Annotated in this window: 17 protein-coding genes; 10 read left to right on the top strand and 7 right to left on the bottom strand. The window is 41.9% G+C overall.

Going from position 1 to position 17,023, the window contains the following annotated elements; translation table 11 throughout:
- The first annotated feature begins 174 nt into the window (after nt 1–174).
- Entirely contained in the window at nt 175–639 is a 465-nt protein-coding gene (locus tag HWQ43_RS21880) for a helix-turn-helix domain-containing protein (RefSeq protein WP_292738003.1), read from the top strand.
- Between the two features lie 98 nt (nt 640–737).
- Here the strand turns inward: HWQ43_RS21880 and gatA are convergent, their stop codons facing one another.
- Entirely contained in the window at nt 738–2,198 is a 1,461-nt protein-coding gene (gene gatA, locus HWQ43_RS21875) for an Asp-tRNA(Asn)/Glu-tRNA(Gln) amidotransferase subunit GatA (protein WP_292738001.1), read from the bottom strand.
- 352 nt (nt 2,199–2,550) lie between these two features.
- Between gatA and HWQ43_RS21870 the strand changes: the two genes are divergently transcribed.
- Together HWQ43_RS21870 and HWQ43_RS21865 are read left to right on the top strand one after the other, a co-directional pair.
- Entirely contained in the window at nt 2,551–3,903 is a 1,353-nt protein-coding gene (locus HWQ43_RS21870) for an OB-fold nucleic acid binding domain-containing protein (RefSeq protein WP_292737999.1), read from the top strand.
- Nucleotides 3,904–4,105: 202 nt separating this feature from the next.
- On the top strand, nt 4,106–4,702 hold the full coding sequence (locus tag HWQ43_RS21865; RefSeq protein ID WP_292738152.1) for a hypothetical protein: 597 nt from the start codon (nt 4,106–4,108) through the stop codon (nt 4,700–4,702).
- Between the two features lie 114 nt (nt 4,703–4,816).
- Here HWQ43_RS21865 and HWQ43_RS21860 read toward each other — a convergent pair whose 3' ends face one another.
- The 3 genes from HWQ43_RS21860 to HWQ43_RS21850 all read right to left on the bottom strand — a co-directional run bounded on the left by HWQ43_RS21860 (nt 4,817) and on the right by HWQ43_RS21850 (nt 8,128).
- Complete coding sequence (locus HWQ43_RS21860; protein WP_292737997.1) at nt 4,817–5,419, bottom strand: heme-copper oxidase subunit III; 603 nt, start codon at nt 5,417–5,419, stop codon at nt 4,817–4,819.
- Nucleotides 5,420–5,538: 119 nt separating this feature from the next.
- On the bottom strand, nt 5,539–7,200 hold the full coding sequence (gene ctaD / locus HWQ43_RS21855) for a cytochrome c oxidase subunit I (RefSeq protein ID WP_292737995.1): 1,662 nt from the start codon (nt 7,198–7,200) through the stop codon (nt 5,539–5,541).
- A gap of 13 nt (nt 7,201–7,213) precedes the next feature.
- Nucleotides 7,214–8,128 (bottom strand): cytochrome c oxidase subunit II, encoded by a 915-nt coding sequence (locus HWQ43_RS21850; protein ID WP_292737993.1) that lies wholly within the window; start codon nt 8,126–8,128, stop codon nt 7,214–7,216.
- Here HWQ43_RS21850 and HWQ43_RS21845 point away from each other — a divergent pair.
- Nucleotides 8,127–8,264 (top strand): hypothetical protein, encoded by a 138-nt coding sequence (locus tag HWQ43_RS21845; protein ID WP_292737991.1) that lies wholly within the window; start codon nt 8,127–8,129, stop codon nt 8,262–8,264. The two genes, HWQ43_RS21850 and HWQ43_RS21845, sit on opposite strands and share 2 nt — an antisense overlap.
- A gap of 18 nt (nt 8,265–8,282) precedes the next feature.
- Here the strand turns inward: HWQ43_RS21845 and HWQ43_RS21840 are convergent, their stop codons facing one another.
- Complete coding sequence (locus HWQ43_RS21840; protein WP_292737989.1) at nt 8,283–8,900, bottom strand: DUF2231 domain-containing protein; 618 nt, start codon at nt 8,898–8,900, stop codon at nt 8,283–8,285.
- Nucleotides 8,897–9,397: a DUF2231 domain-containing protein gene (locus HWQ43_RS21835; protein ID WP_292737987.1), complete on the bottom strand. Its 501-nt coding sequence runs from the start codon at nt 9,395–9,397 to the stop codon at nt 8,897–8,899. Before HWQ43_RS21835 ends, HWQ43_RS21840 begins: the two co-directional genes overlap by 4 nt.
- Here HWQ43_RS21835 and HWQ43_RS21830 point away from each other — a divergent pair.
- The 6 genes from HWQ43_RS21830 (at nt 9,379) to HWQ43_RS21805 (ending at nt 15,912) form a co-directional block, all read left to right on the top strand.
- Nucleotides 9,379–9,519 (top strand): hypothetical protein, encoded by a 141-nt coding sequence (locus HWQ43_RS21830; protein WP_190240952.1) that lies wholly within the window; start codon nt 9,379–9,381, stop codon nt 9,517–9,519. The genes HWQ43_RS21835 and HWQ43_RS21830 overlap by 19 nt on opposite strands.
- Nucleotides 9,520–10,217: 698 nt before the next feature.
- Entirely contained in the window at nt 10,218–11,192 is a 975-nt protein-coding gene (locus HWQ43_RS21825) for a metal ABC transporter substrate-binding protein (protein WP_292737985.1), read from the top strand.
- A 149-nt stretch (nt 11,193–11,341) separates the two neighbouring features.
- A complete protein-coding gene (locus HWQ43_RS21820; RefSeq protein WP_292737983.1) occupies nt 11,342–12,121 on the top strand; it encodes a metal ABC transporter ATP-binding protein in 780 nt (259 codons plus the stop codon).
- Nucleotides 12,122–12,166: 45 nt separating this feature from the next.
- Nucleotides 12,167–13,030 carry a metal ABC transporter permease gene (locus tag HWQ43_RS21815; protein ID WP_292737981.1) on the top strand — a complete coding sequence of 288 codons (864 nt, stop codon included), beginning with the start codon at nt 12,167–12,169 and terminating at the stop codon, nt 13,028–13,030.
- Between the two features lie 64 nt (nt 13,031–13,094).
- A complete protein-coding gene (locus HWQ43_RS21810) occupies nt 13,095–13,667 on the top strand; it encodes a chemotaxis protein CheB (RefSeq protein WP_292737979.1) in 573 nt (190 codons plus the stop codon).
- Nucleotides 13,668–13,671: 4 nt separating this feature from the next.
- A complete protein-coding gene (locus tag HWQ43_RS21805) occupies nt 13,672–15,912 on the top strand; it encodes a response regulator (RefSeq protein WP_292737977.1) in 2,241 nt (746 codons plus the stop codon).
- A 98-nt stretch (nt 15,913–16,010) separates the two neighbouring features.
- On the opposite strand, the gene HWQ43_RS21800 is transcribed toward HWQ43_RS21805, so the two are convergent.
- Nucleotides 16,011–16,382 (bottom strand): DUF2237 domain-containing protein, encoded by a 372-nt coding sequence (locus HWQ43_RS21800; protein ID WP_292737975.1) that lies wholly within the window; start codon nt 16,380–16,382, stop codon nt 16,011–16,013.
- Nucleotides 16,383–17,023: the final 641 nt, after the last annotated feature.

The raw sequence follows: 17,023 nt of genomic DNA, 5'->3' as shown, positions 1-17,023 counted from the left end.
AAGTATAAACAAGAACATAAATTATACTTAAAATTAGTTGAGCTAGCATTTTAAAATGCAGGATTAAGCCATTATCAAAAAAATTTATCCTAAAATCAAATATTCAGTAAATTTACGTATGCGAATTGAAGTCTTCTCAATGAATAGTAGAATTAGGCCATAGAGGAGAAGACTGTGACGCTCTTAAATGAAGCTCAATTAGAGCAACTAAAGGAAATAACCACACGCTTGCGACAAGTAAGACAAGAAAAATCTATCCGCATAGAAGAAATAGCCTCTCAAACAATGATTCGAGCAGGTATTTTGCAAGCTTTAGAAGAAGATCGATTTGAAGAATTGCCTGAGCCGATTTTTCTTCAAGGATTCATCCGTCGTTATGGAGATGCTTTAGGCCTGGATGGAAATGCTTTATCATACAGCCTTATAACCAATGTTGTCTGTCAAGATTCTAAAAATACTCATCATAATTCAGACAACAAACAAAATACATATATTCCTCTTGTTCTGACCTATATTTTATTATTGGTCGGTGCATCTGCTGGTCTTCTTCATATACTTAATCCACAGCTTACAGCTGAATCTCTGATCCCAGGAGACAATAATCAACAGTCAATAGTCAGTAACCAGACTAACAAATGACCAAAAAAGCAGAAAGAGTGGAGAGACGCGATTAATCGCGTCTCTACTCAGTAGAGAAGAAGAATTAAGAACCAATGACAAATGACCAATGACAATTTTCAAGATATTTGCGGTTTACGCAGATGCCAAGTAGTGGATTGCTCATAAGCATAAGCTACCTGAAACAGTAGGTCTTCTCGCAGCACATTGCCAATTAGCTGTAATCCTATCGGTAGCCCCTGAGCGTCAAAACCACATGGCAAACTTAAACTGGGTAAACCAGCAAGATTTACAGGAATAGTCATCAAGTCAGTTAAATACATACTCAAGGGGTCAGTAGTTTTTTCCCCTGCTTTGAATGCTGTAGTGGGAGATGTGGGACAAACTAACACATCAACTGCACCAAAAGCCTTTTCAAAGTCTTGCTTAATCAAAGTACGGACTTTTTGCGCTTTCAGGTAGTAAGCGTCATAATAGCCAGCCGAAAGGGCGTAAGTGCCAATCATAATCCGGCGTTTGACTTCTGTACCGAAACCAGCGGCACGGGTACGAGTGTACATTGATAGCAGATTATCGGCATCAGGAGCGCGATACCCATATTTCACGCCATCGTAACGAGCCAGGTTTGCTGATGCTTCCGATGGGGCGATAATGTAGTAGGTGGGTAAGCCATAGCGAAAGCGGGGACAGGAAATTATATGAATTTCCGCCCCCAAGCTTTGTAGTTGATCTACTGCTTTGGTAACAGCTTGTTCCACTACAGGGTCTAAACCTTCACCAAAAGTTTCTTTAATGATACCAATTCTCAGCTGACCTCTGGGTTTGAAGTTTGGTTTTAAGCTAGCAGCATAGTTGGGAATGGCAACTTTTAGGCTGGTAGAGTCTTTGGGATCGTAACCTGCGATCGCACTTAATAAGATTGCCGCATCTTCTACCGTATTTCCAAATGGCCCAATTTGATCCAAAGACGAAGCGTAAGCCACCAAACCATAACGAGAAACCAAACCATAAGTGGGTTTCATCCCCACAACACCGCAGAAAGACGCAGGTTGGCGAATCGAACCGCCAGTATCAGAACCGAGCGCAACTACACATTCTTGAGCCGCCACCGCTGCCGCCGAACCTCCAGAAGAACCGCCTGGAACTCGTGACAAATCCCAAGGATTAGCCGTGACTTGATAGGCAGAGTTTTCAGTGGAACTACCCATTGCAAACTCATCCAAGTTGGTTTTGCCTACCATTACCGCCCCAGCATCTGCCAGTTTTTGCGTCGCTGTTGATTCATAAGGCGGCACAAAATTTTCTAAAATCCGAGAGGCACAGGTGGTAGGAATCCCCTTGGTACACATATTGTCTTTGATACCCACAGGAATGCCCGCTAGCAGCCCAATTTCTTCTCCTGCGGCAATTTTGGCATCCACAGCATCCGCCTGCTCTAATGCCCGATCTGCCGTCACACATAAAAAGCTGTGCAATTTCGGCTCTAACGCTTGAATGCGCTCTAAAGCTTCTTGGGTAATTTCAACGGCAGAACGTTCTTTTTTAACCAGCTGGTGGTGCAACTCGCGGATGGATGCCATGATTGCTCTCTTTGATGACTCAAGTCATTGATTCTAGTACATATTGGTCAAAATTGGGTATTGGTTATTGGGCTTTGGGCATTGCTTATTCTCCTCTGCTTGCCATTCCCCATTCATCTGACTAAGCGGATTAATATGTATTGAAATGTGTTTAATAAGGTTTTAAAAACAGCAAATACATGGTTATCAACCATCTATTGAATAGTTTGCCAAAGTTTTCATCTATATTGGCTACTTTTGTGTAAGAGTATAGCAGTGTTTTCTAATGATATAATTTTGTATTACAACATTATTAATACTACAAACTTCATAATTTTATTCAATTCCACAAAATTTTTCGAGGTAAGGTAGGATGATAAAAATAGCCACGCGTAGATATTTAGGCAAACAAAATGTTTATGACATTGGGGTTGAACGCTACCATAATTTTACAATAAAAAATGGCTTTATAGCTTCCAATTGTTTCAATAAATCCCATTCAACTGCCTATGGTTATGTAACTTATCAAACAGCATATTTAAAAGCTAATTACCCATTGGAATATATGGCGGCTCTGTTAACAGCTAACAGCGGCGATACCGATAAGGTACAGCGATACATTACCAACTGTACAAATATGGGGATATCCATAGATCCGCCAGATATAAATCGTTCTGGTGTTGATTTTACGCCAACGGCAGGCAAGATTCTGTTTGGATTTTCGGCGGTGCGTAACGTGGGACAAAATGCGATCGCTTGTATTTTGGAAGCGAGAAATGAGACAGGAGAGTTCAAGACTCTTGCTGATTTTTGCGATCGCGTCGATTTACGCGCTGTTAACCGCCGAACTCTAGAGTCGCTGATTTATTGTGGAGCCTTTGACAAAATTGAACCCAACCGCCAACAGTTAATTAACGACTCAGAATTGGTGTACGATTGGGCACAATCTCGCGCTAAAGACAGAGCCAGTGGTCAAGGGAATCTATTTGATTTATTGGGCGATGGTTTTTCTTCGACTCAGAATAAAAGAGCAAACAATGCCTTTGAGACTGCTCCCAAATCTAAACCCGTGACTGATTTACCCCCACAGAAAAAATTGCAGATGGAGAAAGAATTATTAGGTTTTTATGTATCAGATCATCCACTGAAATCCTTACGGCAAATAACACCACTTTTGACACCTATTAACCTTTCACAACTGGGAGAACAAAGAGAAGATACAAGGCTTTGTGCAGTTGTCATGTTAAATAACGTCAAAAAAGTGGTGACTAAAAAAGGCGATCAGATGGCAATTCTGCAAATAGAAGACTTAACTACACAATCAGAAGCTGTAGTTTTTCCTAAAACCTATGAACGCATTAGTTCCCTACTCCAAGTTGATACTAGATTAATTATTTGGGGAAAAGTAGATCGACGCGATGAGCAAACTCAATTTATTCTTGAAGATGCAGAACCAGTGGAAACAGTACAAATGGTGATGGTGGAATTAAATCCTCAGCAAGCCGGTAATATGGAAGATTTACATCGCTTGAAAACAATTTTGCAAGACCATTCAGTAGACAAAGAAAAGGCAAAAATGCCAGTGATTGGAATTATCCAAACTGAAACTTCTCGTAAACTTGTCCGCTTAGGTTGGCAATTTTGTGTACAGGATTCTAGAATAACTGTTCAAGCTTTGCAAAACGCTAGTTTTCCTGCTCATATAAAATCGCTGACTGGTAGCTGACGCCAGGAGTGACAAATCCACCAATACTGAAAAGCAAATTAAGAATTAGTTTTATTGGACTGTCAACAGTAAATTGCCTTAAGTATTCAGGATTTTAATCGTTTTTTTAGTTACTTATGCGGATGATAATTTCCTTGAGGGAGTGGTATCTTTTGATGCTAATACCCTTAAGGCTGCGACCGGGGGAAGGAGTTATAACTTGATGATTGTCAACGAGCTACATAGATTTGTTTCATACTGTAAAAAAATTCAACCCCAAACTCACGAGGACATTCAAAAATTTTTTGAAGGAGTGATATTATTTCCTTATGATAAGGAACTTCTATTGCAAGCTTATTTATTTCTGAATATTACAGAATTGTTTCCCTCGTGCGCTGAATTGCTGTTATTTGAAAAGTCTCCAATTTCAGATTATACAGATTTAGGAAAGTGTGATTTTGTCTTCCTAACCTTTAAAGGTAGTCTATTTTTAATAGAAACTAAGTTTATTGATACAGAAGCAACTGGAGCAACAGAACGAAAAAGAAGAAATAAACATAGAAACAAGGTATTTGAGCAAGTTATTACTTTAAAAGGTCGATTTAGCGAATATTGGAATATGAGGCTAGATCAATTAGAGTGCGGGGTTTTCACAACAGATGCAGAAGTTGCTTGGCGAGGAAATGGTGTGAATGTCACATCTAAATCAATATCTATAGATAAGCTCGAACAATGGCGAAGAAGTTATCACAATAGTGATAAATTTTTATCTCATCAAGATGGTTCAAAGTTTGAGGAGAAGGTGAATTTGAAAGGATGAGACTTGACCCAAGTATAGTTATTACAGTGAATGGTGTATGGGGCATAAAAGTAATTAACAATGCCACATACACCAACCCAGAGAAATTATCTGGGTTTTCCTTCCCATCAATCTTTACTGCCAAACATAGATAAGGACAAACAAAATAATCCAGATCACATCGACGAAGTGCCAAAACAATGAAGTTGCATTCACCCCGAAGTGACCTGTATCGTAATTGCCAGGTAGGAAAGAACGTACCAAAATTATCAACTGCAACAGAATACCTGTGAAAACGTGCAAACCGTGGAAGCCTGTAAGCAGATAGAAGGTTCCACCAAATACCCCGGAGGTGAAACCAAAGGCGAGGCCGTTCCATTCAATCGCCTGTCCAACTAAAAAGTAAGTTCCCATCGCCATTGTTGCCAAGAGAAACAGGCGAAATTTCACTAAGTCGTGGCGTTGAAGGGCGCGTTCTGCTAAGTAAATTACAAAGCTACTAGCGACAAGAATTACTGTGTTGATTGCCGGTTCTTTGATTTCTAATCCAGAAACACCTGCTGGTAGCCAATTAGGCGTTGATGTTTTGTAGATGGCATATCCGACGAAAAAACTCAAGAAAATGACGCTTTCTGACAGTAGGAAGACAATGAAGCCAAACATTTTGTTGCCTTCTTCGTCGTGGCTGTGTTCTGCGCTTGGATGGGGCAATTCTTCGGAATTGATATAGCTGTCCATTTTGCTTTTTGAGGAATGAATTTGAAACGCATAGGCACTTTGCCTTCCCGCAGGATAGGAACGCGGAGGGAAGCGCAGAGGGACGCGGAGGGTTTTTGCGTCTTCCCGATTGTTTGCGTTTATTCTGGGAGGTTGGCTGTTAAGGGTTCTGATTTGCCGTAGCCGTAGGGTTCGGAGATGATGATGGGAGTTTCTTCAAAGTTTTCTACTGGGGGGGGTGAAGAAACTAACCACTCTAGTCCGATTGCTCGCCAAGGGTTAGCGGGTGCTTTCTCCCCTTGCATCCAAGAAATCACCATGTTGAATATGAAGGGCAAGGTGGACATTCCTAATAGGAATCCACCGAGGCTAGCAATGATATTCCAGAATTGATACTCTGGGGCGTAGGAAGCAACTCGCCGTAACATTCCTTGCAATCCCAAGGGGTGCATGGGTAAAAAGTTGAGGTTGGTGCCGATAAAGGCTAACCAAAAGTGGATTTTACCCCAGCTTTCGGAGTACATCCGCCCGGTCATTTTGGGGAACCAGTGATAGATGGCTGCAAATAAGCCCATCGTCACGGTGCCGTAGAGGACGTAGTGGAAGTGTCCGACTACAAAGTAGGTATTGTTAACGTGGACATCAACGGGCACGGAGGAAAGCATAATGCCTGTGATTCCGGCGAAGACAAACATCACTAATGCACCCAAGGCAAACAGCATGGCGGTATTTAGCCGCAGTTTCCCGCCCCAAATAGTTGCTACCCAAGCAAATACTTTAATTCCTGTGGGGACAGACACGCACATCGTTGTCAGCATGAAAATCAACCGCATCCAGCCAGGAGTCCCGCTGACGTACATGTGGTGTACCCAAACAATGCCGCTAACTACGGCAATCAAGATGGATGAAATGGCAACTACTTTGTAACCAAATAGGGGTTTACGTGAATAAACTGGGAAGATTTCTGAGAAAATGCCGAAGACAGGCAAAATAATCACGTAAACGGCAGGGTGGGAGTAAAACCAGAAGTAATGCTGAAACATCACTGGATTCCCACCTTTGGCGGGGTCAAAAAAGGCGGTGCCAGCTGTGAGGTCAAGTAGCAACATCACCGCACCAGCTGTCAGTGCTGGAAGTCCAAATAGTTGGATGATTTGGGCGCTAAATACTGCCCAGACAAACAACGGCATTTTGAAGAAGCCCATTCCTGGGGCCCGCATCTTCACAATTGTAGTGACAAAGTTCACTGCCCCCATAATTGAGGATACGCCGGATATTGCCACCGCTAGCAGCCAGAGAACTTGACCATTAATCAAGTTACCTGTGGGATTCTGGAGACTAACTGGCGGATAAGACCACCAGCCGGCTTGGGCAGGGCCTCCAGGTACAAAGAAGCTACCCATCATCAAAATCCCAACTACTGGTACCATCCAAAAGGCGACGGCATTCAGGCGGGGAAATGCCATATCTCGCGCCCCAATCATCAGAGGCACTAGATAGTTGGCAAAACCAACGAGTGAGGGAAATGTCCACAAGAACAGCATCACAGTGCCATGCATGGTGAACATACCGTTGTAGACGGTGCGATCGACTAAATCTGATTCGGGTGTCATCAGTTCTCCCCGCATCACCATCGCAAAGATACCGCCGACGAGAAAGAAGAAAAATGAGGTAACGAGATACTGGATACCAATTACCTTGTGGTCAGTACTAAAGCTGAAGTATTCTTTCCAGCTACTCGGAGATTCGTGGTTAGGCTTCTCATCAGGGAGAAGGATACCTTCAATAGGAACATTAGTCATGGTTACTTTCCTTTCAACCAGGTGAATTGACTAGAGGAGGTGCAGCAGGTGGAACTGTAACCCAACCAGTTTGGACTGATTGATTGGATGTTTGAGCATACTCAGAAGCCGCTTGATTCTTTGCTGGGGATGGCTTTTGAGTTGCAGCTTGGGCAAGCCACTGCTGATAATCTTCAGGAGATTCAACGACTACATTCGCTTGCATCGTCGCAAAGTATGTGCCGCTGTATTGAGAATCGGTTAATCGGTATTGTCCGGGACGGATGGGAGTAAATTCAAAGTCGATCGCGTGGTTAGGGATAATATCCTGCTTGAGTCGAAATGCAGGTATATAGAAGCCGTGGAGAACGTCTTGCGATTTCAGCGCTAAACGTATCCGGCGATCGCTTGGTAAATGCAATTCAGTACTGGTAATATCTCTTTCTGGGTAATGAAAAACCCACGCCCACTGTTTAGCTAGTACGTCGATTTTTTCAACGGGTTCTGCTAAGGCTTTAGCTGGTGCTGCATAAGCTGATTCCATTGCCAGCGGATTATGCAGATGAACTAGTTCTGATGGGCCTTGAATTCCCATTTGTTCGTAAACTTGGTAGCTGTAGCTTGCAATCCAAAATACCAAGAGAATTGGGATTGCTGTCCAGACAACTTCCAAGGCGACGTTACCTTCAATCGGGGGGCCGTCAGTGAAGTCATCTTTGACTGCCCGATGGAAGATGACAGAATACATCAGAGTACTTGTTACTCCCAAGAAGATGAAGGCACCGAGGGTTACTAAAAAGCTAATCAAATCATCAATGAGTAGGGATTCGGCTGCTGCTTGGGGAGGAAGCCAAGAATAAGACTGCTTGCCGATCCAGAGACTCATAGAAGTCACTGCGATCGCGCCTGTAAGCAGCGTTAAAATATTTAAAATCTTCTGGATTTTCATGGTCTTTGGTTATTGGGCATTGGGCATGGGGCATTGGGCACTTGTACTGAGCGTTCGCGTAGCGTCTCGTAGAGAAGCCGAAGTATTGGGCATGGGGCATTGGGTATTAGTCAAAGGACAAATGACTAAGGACTAAGGACAAATAACAAATGATTTACTTGAGTGTTGTGTTGAGGTCTTGGTGCGATCGCAGCAAATTATCTGCTGTATTGTGTACGCCAAATTCGGCGGCTAGTTGCGCTCCTAGTGTGCCGTGGATGTACAGAATGAACATGATTGCTATGCCTGCGAACAGATAGATCCATTGCACTTCTCTATCTGTCTGTTTATATTCTTGTTTGCCCCAAACGAAGCGCTGCCATGCTCTCCAGATGGTCATGCCAACAATCAGCGCTAATAAGAACACACCACCCACACCATGCCAGAGCATAGTTTCCATTGCCTGCAATCCCCAGGCACTCTTCATATCAGCTGGTGGTGCTGCCAACAGCATTTCGTAAAAGCCTGCTCCCACTGTGAAAAATGTGATGATGCTGGCAGCTAACATGTTGTACCAGCCAACAGCAAATAAGTTGTCGCGTTCGACAGTAATTGCCAAAAATTTGAACACCCATTTTTCAAAGGGGAACAGAACACCAACAATATCAAAAGTCATCGCAATGATGAACAAACCTATTGTCAAATGGACTAAATTGGGATGAATCGGAATTGTGTAAGGTAATCCGTTTGGGCCTAGAGAGTCGGTTAATTGGTTAATCAATTCTGAGTTCATCGCAACACACCATCCTTTACTGCTTCCACAACTGGTACGGTATGCAATCCATATACCCAAACAAGTTCATCTCCGAGATATACTTGTAAGCCAACTATTAAGGTTAAAACTAGCCCCGCTCCCAAATAATAAATCGGTATTTTTTTAGGATTGCGGGCACGAATTACATAGCGCCAAGCTGTAATCGCTGTGATAATTCCTGAAAGCGACCAACCAATTAGCGTATGCAAATTCAGCACTGATTTCGCTAGGCTGTAAGGCTGTGCTAATCCCGCTTCAAACTGACCAAAAATAATCGCGACGAAGATGGCGATCGTGGCAACTAACATATTCCACCAACTCACCTCAAAAAGACCGGATTTACTAGTAAAATAGCCAATTACATCGCAGAAGAAGGAAAACAACACCATCGCAATTACGAAGTGGACAACGATGGGATGAATCGTATCTGGATAGGGCAAATTGTGGTCGTTCAAAGATGTCAAATACTCAATCATCGTCTTCTCCTGGACATATCTACCGCACTTTGGTCAATAAATTTTGGATTTTGGATTGGCGATCGCGCAGTCTTAGCGAGCGTCTTTTAGATTTATTCCGTCCCAGACGAGATATAAACTAGAAGACCCTAATCAAAAATCTAAAATCGCTAGTCAAGCTTCAATAATTGATGGACACTCACTAACATCACCACAAGTATCCATCCATAATTGACCGAATTCTGTTCAATATCTGCGCGGTTCAATACGCTTAATCATGTCTTAGCTTTTTGTAGCTAAATTTGGTTAAATTGCCTACATGGAATAATTTGGGTTTTGATTCATTTCCTTATGCCAATAGTCTGCAACAGCAATTCTTGATGGAGCTAAATCAAATCGCTGTCGTTTGTTGATTTGCTTAACCTATCCTTTAGCTTAAGTAAATTTTTATGAATTGTCAAAACAATAAATATTAAACTTTAAAAAGTTAGTCTATAAACAAAAAACTATTTTCACAATGTATTTATTTTTGCACTTTTTTAAATATAAAAAACTCGAAATAGAATATTTGTCTGTAAGGTATTTCACAATAAGAAAATATTGGTTTGTGATGGAAATAACAAAAATATTTGAACTACTCAAAAAGCCCCTTAAAAAAAGAAAAGTAAGAAATCATGGTTGAGTCAGAACTCAGAAATATAGTTTATTGCAACAGGTTGGCTTTTTTCTCTGAATATTATTTTCATAATTCTTTCATTTTTAACTTACTTCTGCTAAAGTGAGACAAAAGTGAGAAGATTATGAGATTGCTATAATGATATTTAATATCAATAACTTTCAGATGCAACTACCGCAGCACGGACAAAAATTGGTTGTAGCGTCTGTGCTGCTATTGGGACTGTGTTTGAGTGGGTGTAGCCCGTCAACCTCCAATTCTCAATCACAGTTAACTCCAAACCCAGGCACAACTACCACCAGCAACCTAGATAAAAAAGGTAAAAAAGTGGTTCTTACCACCTTTACAGTCATTGCAGATATGGCACAAAACGTGGCGGGAGACAAGGCGATTGTTGAATCTTTGACCAAACCAGGGGCAGAAATTCATGGTTACGAACCAACTCCTAGCGATTTGGTGAGGGCGCAAAAAGCAGACCTAATTTTGAATAATGGTCTAAATTTAGAGCGTTGGGCACAGAAATTGTATAACAGCGTTCCTAAAGTACCTCACGTTACCCTAAGTGAGGGAATTAAACCTGTAGAAATTACGGAGGATGCCTACAAAGGTAAGCCTAATCCCCATGCTTGGATGTCACCACAAAACGCCTTGATCTACGTAGATAATATTCGCAAGGCATTAGTTGATTTAGACTCAGAAAATGCAGAGACTTATAACACCAATGCCAAAGCATACAGCCAAAAGATTAAGGAAGTTGATGAGAAACTGCGAAAAGCCGTGTCGGTAGTTCCAGCAGATAAGCGCTACATGGTAAGCTGTGAAGGCGCATTTTCATACGTTACCCGCGATTATGGCTTGAAAGAAGCTTATCTCTGGGCGGTCAACTCTGAACAACAAGCTACTCCCAAACAGCTAGAAAAAGTCATTGATACAGTTAAAAAAAATAAAATACCTGTAGTTTTCTGTGAAAGTACAGTCAACGATGGAGCGCAACGTCAGGTAGCTAGAGAATCAGGAGCAAGGTTTGGTGGAGTGTTTTACGTTGATTCCCTGTCTCCAGCCAATGGGCCAGCGCCAACTTATCTCAAGTTGCTAGAACTTAATATTAATACTCTAACTCAGGGATTAGAGGAAAAGTGAGCAAGTATGCCAGAATAAATCTAATTATTGAAAATTGGCTTTTAGTAAGGACTTTAGTCCTATTTATTCTCTGAAAAACGTTAAGTATTTGCAAATGGGGATAGAGCCGCTTACTACAAAATACTGATTAATTTTAGAGGTGCTTTTTAGTGAAATCTATTAGTATTGATGTTGAAAATTTGACAGTTGCTTACCACGGCAAAGTTGCTTTACATGGTGCTTATTTGCAAATTCAAGCAGGTTCAATCAGTGGTTTAGTGGGGATGAATGGTAGCGGTAAATCAACCCTGTTTAAGGCAATTATGGGGTTTTTGAAGCCAGTTACAGGACGGGTTTTAATTAATGGCTTACCGATAAAGACTGTACAGAAAAAAAGCTTGGTCGCTTATGTACCCCAGTCGGAAGAAGTAGACTGGAATTTTCCAGTAAGTGTCCATGATGTTGTGATGATGGGACGCTACGGATACATGAATATACTGCGAATTCCATCGGCGAACGATCAAAGAGTGGTGAAAGAGAGTTTGGAAAGGGTGCAAATGTGGTCAATGCGCGATCGCCAAATTGGAGAACTTTCAGGTGGACAGAAAAAACGTGCCTTTCTCGCCCGTGCTTTGGCACAACAGGGAACAGTTTTACTATTAGATGAACCTTTCACTGGGGTAGACATCAAAACAGAAAAAGCGATGATTGACTTATTGCTGGAATTGCGAGAAGAAGGTCATACAATTTTGATTTCTACCCATGATTTAGCTTCTATCACTACTTTCTGTGACCAAGTAGTACTCATTAATCGTACTATTTTAGCTTATGGTGATACATCAGAAGTTTTCACAGAAGAAAATCTCTCACGGACTTTTGGTGGTTCTCTGGGAGATTTATCTTTCAGCAAAAGTCAGATAATTCGTGGAAATAAAATTGAATCGGATTGATGGATAATTTTTAATTGATATTGCTTGGATTAGAGTTATAAAAATATGAATACTCTCGCATTCTTAGACTGGTTCACCACACCTCTACAGCATGAATTCATGGTGAAGGCAATTTGTGTAAGTGCCTTAGTTGGTGTGGTCTGTTCTGTTTTATCTTGTTTTATGACCCTCAAGGGTTGGGCATTAATGGGAGATGCTGTTTCCCATGCGGTAATGCCTGGGGTAGTAATTGCTTATGTTTTAAATATTCCTTTTGCTGTGGGCGCTTTCGTCTTTGGAGTGGGTTCAGTGATTGCGATCGGTTATATCAAAGCAAAGACGAGAATTAAAGAAGATACTGTCATTGGACTTGTATTTACAGGATTTTTTGCTCTGGGTTTAGTACTAGTTTCCAAAACTCCAAGCAGCGTAGACTTGACGCACATTTTGTTTGGGAATGTCTTGGGTATTTCTAATGAAGACATCATCCAAACGGTGATTATTAGCGTAATTACTTTAGCAACAATAGCTATTTTACGCAAAGACCTACTATTATTTTGTTTTGACCCCACTCATGCACGTTCCATCGGCTTGAACACAGGAGCGCTTCACTATATTTTATTATCATTACTATCACTAACTGCTGTCGCCGGACTTCAGACAGTGGGAATTATTCTGGTTGTCGCTATGTTAGTTACTCCGGGAGCAACGGCTTATTTATTAACCGATCGTTTCGACCACATGATACTAATTGCAATGGCATCTGGAGTATTTTCTAGTGTTATGGGGACTTACATCAGCTATCATATCGATGGTGCAACAGGGGGTTGCATAGTTGTGTTGCAAACCTTGTTGTTTGTCATAGCAATGATTTTTGCACCTAAACATGGGTTACTGGTAAGAGCAAAGAAGCAAGAAAACACTGACTGATTCAGTATGAAATACCCTTTGCTATTTACGTAACCCCCATTCCACAGGTGTGAGGGCGAAACAAGTGTCGTTTAAAATTGTGGTAATTGGTACTTCTTTAGGCGGATTATCAGCATTGAAAATTATCCTGGGCAATTTACCAGCAGACTTCCCCGTACCGATCGCGATCGTGCAACACCGTCATAAAGAATCTAGCAACACACTCCAGGATTTATTACAAGAATCCAGTTTGTTGAAAATTCGAGAAGTGGAAGACAAGGACGAAATACTACCAGGACATATCTACATAGCCCCAGCAGATTATCATTTACTGGTTGAACCAGGTCACTTTGCTCTTTCGACTGATGAGCCTGTTTCTTATGCTAGACCATCTATTGATGTGCTGTTTGAGTCGGCAGCCGATGTCTACACAGAGGAAGTTATTGGTGTAATATTGACAGGAGCAAACCAAGATGGTATGCAAGGTCTTAAGAAAATAAAAGCGCGGGGAGGAATTACTATTGTACAAGAACCTGCCACAGCAGAGAGCGACATTATGCCAGAGGCAGCAATTTCTGCTGTTACAGTAGACTGGATTTTGACACTCTCAAACATTGCTTCCCAGATGGTCAAGCTTTGTCAATTATCACAGAAATAAACCGATGCAGATGGAACGCAAAGTCAACATCCTCCTAGTAGATGATAAACTAGAAAATTTGCTGGCACTAGAGGCAATCCTAGAAAAATTAGGGGAGAATCTCGTGAGAGCTACTTCCGGGGAAGAAGCTTTGAGGTGTCTGCTACATCAAGACTTTGCGGTGATTTTGCTGGATGTGCAAATGCCAGGGATGGATGGCTTTGAAACTGCTACCTTAATTCGCAATCGAGGGCGATCGCGTCATACTCCAATTATCTTTCTTACCGCTTTTAGCACCAGCGACCAAATGCTGTTTAAAGGTTATGCCTTGGGTGCTGTTGATTATCTGCTCAAACCACTAGACCCCAATATTTTGACTTCTAAAGTCACAGTATTCGTAGAACTATTTAAGAAAACAGAAGCCGTCAAGCAACAAACAGCGCAGTTGGTAGCTGTAAATACCGAACTCAGGCAAAGTGAAGAACGATTCCGATCGCTAAGTACCTGCTCACCTGTTGGTATTTTTGAAACTGATACAGAAGGCGACTGTAAATATACTAATCCCCGCTATCAGACAATTTGTGGCTTGAAAGCGTCAGAGAGTTTAGAAAAGAAATGGCTGGAATCTGTTCATCCAGAAGACAAAGAACGAGCGATCGCTAGTTGGTCTGCTTACATTTGTGAAGGTCGGGAATACTCAGAAGAATTTCGCTTTCAAGCTGCTCACGGTAACATTCGTTGGGTTCAAGTCCGCTCATCACCGATGCTTTCCAGTCAAGGAGACTTGTTGGGTTATGTAGGCACTCTTGAAGATATTACCGAACGCAAGCAAGCAGAAGAAGTCCGCGCTCAAGTGATTCGCGAACAAACAGCAAGACAGGAAGCAGAAGCTGCGAATCGGATGAAAGATGAGTTTCTAGCTGTTCTCTCCCACGAACTCCGCACGCCTCTAACCTCAATGCTCGGCTGGTCAAAAATTCTCCGCACCAAGAAACTTGACGAAAAAGCCACTTCCCGCGCATTGGAGGCGATTGAACGCAACGCTATATCTCAGATGCAACTAATTGAGGATATTTTGGACGTATCCCGAATTATCCGTGGTCAGTTGCGATTAAACGTATCGGCAGTGAATCTAATCTCGGTGATGGAGGCAGCTTTAGAGGCAGTGCGTCCCCTAGCAGAGCCAAAAGATATTCAATTAAGTACTGTGCTGGATACTTCGATCGGTTCAGTCTATGGCGATCCAGCCCGTTTACAGCAAATTGTCTGGAACCTACTAACTAATGCAATAAAGTTTACCCCTAAAGGTGGTAGGGTCGAAGTCAGGTTGTCAAAGCATTTTGGATTGCCGATTTCAGACTTTCCTGCAGAACGCTACGCGAACGGTGTGAGCGCTACTTCCACAAGCCTCAGTACAACCCAGTCGAACAATTTTGGATTTGAATCTCATAGTGAAAATTTAGACTCTTCAAACACTGAAGAAAGCAATAATCTAAAATCCGTCTTGGAAAATTCTGATGGTCAGGAGCCGAGTCTTAAACTTTCCGCAAAATCTCAAAATTCAAAATCTCAGTACGCCCAAATTCAAGTTATCGATACAGGCATTGGTATCAGTTCCGAGTTTTTACCCAAAGTATTTGAGCGTTTTCGGCAAGCAGACAGCACCACAACGCGATCGCACAATGGATTAGGACTAGGATTAGCGATCGTCCGTCATCTAGTGGAACTACACAAGGGGACAATTTTTGCCCAAAGTTCAGGTAGTGGACAAGGAGCAACCTTTACTGTGAGATTACCACTCTTACAAGACAATAGAGGCAATAGAGAAGCAACAGGAAAAAGTTCTTCTCCTATTGCTTCTACGCCTCTTGCTGGATTAAGGGTGTTAGTTGTAGATGATGAAGCAGATACCCGTAACTTTCTGAGTTTTATGTTTGAGGAGTATGGGGCTTTTGCCACTGCGGTAGCATCGGTTGATGAAGCACTTGCAGTACTTGAACAAGCAAAACCAGATATCCTGATTAGCGACATCGGTATGTCAGAGCAAGATGGTTATACACTAATTAGGAAACTGCGCTCTCTAGAACCAGAAAAAGGTGGACGCATCCCCGCGATCGCTTTAACAGCATACACACGAGAGGAAGACCGCTTGGAAGCGCTACGAGCAGGGTTTCAGAAGCATTTATCTAAGCCGATAGACCCCAATAAGTTGATTTCTGCGGTTGTCAATGTATTAGAACTGTCTATTGAAGTTCCAGTGAGTTGATTTGGACTGGGAGTCGGAGGAGGGAAGCAAGGGAGCAGGGGAGAAATTGCACTAAGTTTTTCCCCTCTGCTCGTCTACCTCTTATGTCCAATCCCTAATTAAGACAAAGTTAAAGCATGTTTTTTGAGTTCGTCTAGAGAAACTACTTCCAAAGCTCTAGCATGGGTTGCTGAAAGTATGACGGGTGGAGCAACGCCAGCTTCTAGAGCTTCTTGCCAGCGAGAAGCACACAAACACCAGCGATCGCCAGGCTTCAATCCAGGAAAATTAAAATCAGGAACTGCTGTGCTGAGGTCGTTACCCTGCGATTTGGTGAACTCCAGGAATTCTGATGTCACTTCGGCACATACGACATGCGACCCAAAATCTTGACCACCTGTACGACAAAAACCGTCGCGGTGAAACCCAGTCATGGGAGAAGTACAGCAAACCTCTAGGTTTCCATCGATTACATTTTTAGCGTCTGTCATCGTTAATTCGTTGTACTTGATTTTTCCACTTGATATAAGCTTATATTTATTGTCAATTCCCTGGTTGAATTAAAATCGCTATCCCTAATTAATTCCCAAAAGCAGGGAATTCTAAAATTACTTATCTCAAAATCGTTAAAAATAAATTTCTCAGCAGAATATTTAAGAGCGATCGCTCTCATTTTAAATAAAAATAAAACCCCTGGCTAACTACCAGGGGTAATGCAAGTCAGTACTTTTCGCATGGAATGTATCCTACTCAAATACCATAGCAACCCTCTAATTTACAGATATGCCATTTTGCCAAACAAAAAAAGCCCTCAGCTTACCACTGAGGGTTAATTTTTTAGAATAGCGGTAATATACAAACTTATTATTCCCAGAGAAGTAAGCAAATAATACTTGTAGCCTCCAACATCAGAATTTCTTGTTCCCTTTTCTACGAAAGGCTGCGCGAATAGAGGGTTACTCCCATTCAGCAATCGTAGATATAAAATCAGACACCGATTCTAAAGAGGCATATAACCAGATATGTGATGTCACATATAAAGATAACTTCGGCGTATTCCTGCCTCGTTGTTTGCTTTTAAATAAGCAAAACTAATAACTTGCATCAGGTTTGCTGAAGTAATAAAACTTGA

The organism is Nostoc sp. JL31 (assembly GCF_017114965.1).
GTDB lineage: Bacteria > Cyanobacteriota > Cyanobacteriia > Cyanobacteriales > Nostocaceae > Nostoc > Nostoc punctiforme_A.
The sequence above is the reverse complement of the archived record's forward strand: the minus strand, read 5'-3'. Positions and strand labels throughout refer to the sequence as shown.

Bases quoted from the DNA above. Each gene is read 5' to 3' on its own strand.
- gatA (WP_292738001.1), bottom strand. From the start codon at position 2,198: ATGGCATCCATCCGCGAGTTGCACCACCAGCTGGTTAAAAAAGAACGT.
- HWQ43_RS21870 (WP_292737999.1), top strand. From the start codon at position 2,551: ATGATAAAAATAGCCACGCGTAGATATTTAGGCAAACAAAATGTTTAT.
- HWQ43_RS21865 (WP_292738152.1), top strand. From the start codon at position 4,106: ATGATTGTCAACGAGCTACATAGATTTGTTTCATACTGTAAAAAAATT.
- HWQ43_RS21860 (WP_292737997.1), bottom strand. From the start codon at position 5,419: ATGGACAGCTATATCAATTCCGAAGAATTGCCCCATCCAAGCGCAGAA.
- ctaD (WP_292737995.1), bottom strand. From the start codon at position 7,200: ATGACTAATGTTCCTATTGAAGGTATCCTTCTCCCTGATGAGAAGCCT.
- HWQ43_RS21845 (WP_292737991.1), top strand. From the start codon at position 8,127: ATGGTCTTTGGTTATTGGGCATTGGGCATGGGGCATTGGGCACTTGTA.
- HWQ43_RS21850 (WP_292737993.1), bottom strand. From the start codon at position 8,128: ATGAAAATCCAGAAGATTTTAAATATTTTAACGCTGCTTACAGGCGCG.
- HWQ43_RS21840 (WP_292737989.1), bottom strand. From the start codon at position 8,900: ATGAACTCAGAATTGATTAACCAATTAACCGACTCTCTAGGCCCAAAC.
- HWQ43_RS21830 (WP_190240952.1), top strand. From the start codon at position 9,379: ATGTCAAATACTCAATCATCGTCTTCTCCTGGACATATCTACCGCACT.
- HWQ43_RS21835 (WP_292737987.1), bottom strand. From the start codon at position 9,397: ATGATTGAGTATTTGACATCTTTGAACGACCACAATTTGCCCTATCCA.
- HWQ43_RS21825 (WP_292737985.1), top strand. From the start codon at position 10,218: ATGCAACTACCGCAGCACGGACAAAAATTGGTTGTAGCGTCTGTGCTG.
- HWQ43_RS21815 (WP_292737981.1), top strand. From the start codon at position 12,167: ATGAATACTCTCGCATTCTTAGACTGGTTCACCACACCTCTACAGCAT.
- HWQ43_RS21805 (WP_292737977.1), top strand. From the start codon at position 13,672: ATGCAGATGGAACGCAAAGTCAACATCCTCCTAGTAGATGATAAACTA.
- HWQ43_RS21800 (WP_292737975.1), bottom strand. From the start codon at position 16,382: ATGACAGACGCTAAAAATGTAATCGATGGAAACCTAGAGGTTTGCTGT.